2 protein-coding genes and 1 pseudogene are annotated in these 1,016 nt (G+C 25.1%); all 3 read left to right on the top strand.

The genetic code is table 11. The annotated features are described in order from the left end of the window. Positions 1-222: pseudogene (locus JG677_RS08295) on the top strand (hypothetical protein); the annotation flags it as partial. Next, positions 219-602 carry an ornithine carbamoyltransferase gene (locus JG677_RS08290; RefSeq protein ID WP_200169615.1) on the top strand — a complete coding sequence of 128 codons (384 nt, stop codon included), beginning with the start codon at positions 219-221 and terminating at the stop codon, positions 600-602. The pseudogene JG677_RS08295 and the gene JG677_RS08290, both read left to right, overlap by 4 nt. Next, positions 595-1,016 (top strand): RsmD family RNA methyltransferase (locus JG677_RS08285; protein ID WP_234284678.1); only part of this gene is annotated, 422 nt, incomplete at its 3' end. The genes JG677_RS08290 and JG677_RS08285, both read left to right, overlap by 8 nt.

Raw genomic sequence — 1,016 nt, 5'->3', positions numbered from 1 at the left:
GATATTATACTTCAAGCTTATGATGCTGGTTGTGATTTTTTAATAGTTGATACTCCAAGTGATTTTTATATGCTTGATTCTTGTTCTAAGAAGTTAATGCAAATAAGTGGTAGAGAATTTGATGATTTTTATATTTTAAGTCATTATGAATTTTTTGCTCTTATGGCTGGTATTAAGATGGAATCTTTGAAAAACCATTCTTTACAGGTTACTTTAATATGAAAATTTCTCTTGAATGTAAAGATCTTATTATAGAAAAAGCTTTAGAGCTTTTTTTAAAAGATTATTTGGTTATGAAAAAAGATTGTGATTTTATTATTTGCGATGAAAAAATTCCAAGTTCTAAACCTCTGTTTATCATTAGCGAGAATTCTCCTTTTTTAACTATCCCTTTTAGTAAAGAGGAGCTTTTTGCTTCTTTAAAAGAATTTGATGAGGCATTAAAACTTGCAGCACAAAAAATTGCAGATGAACAAAGAAGAATTTTAGAAGCTAAAATTGATTCAATAGCTAATGAATTTAAAAAAAGTTATCAATTAGAAATTGATAAATCTATTATAAATTTAAAAAATAAGTTAATCCAAGTTTTAAATGATGGATAGTATTTATTTAAAAAAAGGAAATTTCAAAATAAAAAATTCTAAAAAACTTTATACTCTCATTGAGAGTGGTAAATTTAAAGGTAAAAAAATTCTTTTACCAAGTTTTGATACTACAAGAAGCACAAAAAGCATAGTAAAAGCTTGTGTATTTAATGTTTTAAGAGATATTTTAAGAGAAAAAATTTTTATAGAAGTTTTTGGAGGAAGTGCTTTAATGGCTGCTGAAGCCTTAAGCAATGAAGCTTTAAAAGCTTATGCTATAGAACTTGATAATAAAGCTTATCAAATAGCTTTACAAAATGCTAAAAATATAAGTAATGAAATGATAATTTTGCAAGGTGATAGTTTTAAAATTTTACCGCGCTTGGTTTGTGATTTAAATAAAGAAGAATTAATACTTTATTTTGATCCTCC

The sequence above is a fragment of the Campylobacter sp. TTU-622 genome, from assembly GCF_016598965.1.
Lineage (GTDB): Bacteria > Campylobacterota > Campylobacteria > Campylobacterales > Campylobacteraceae > Campylobacter_D.
This window is presented reverse-complemented; position numbering and strand designations above follow the sequence as displayed.

Coding starts and splice junctions, on each gene's coding strand:
- JG677_RS08290 (WP_200169615.1), top strand. CDS start 219: ATGAAAATTTCTCTTGAATGTAAAGATCTTATTATAGAAAAAGCTTTA.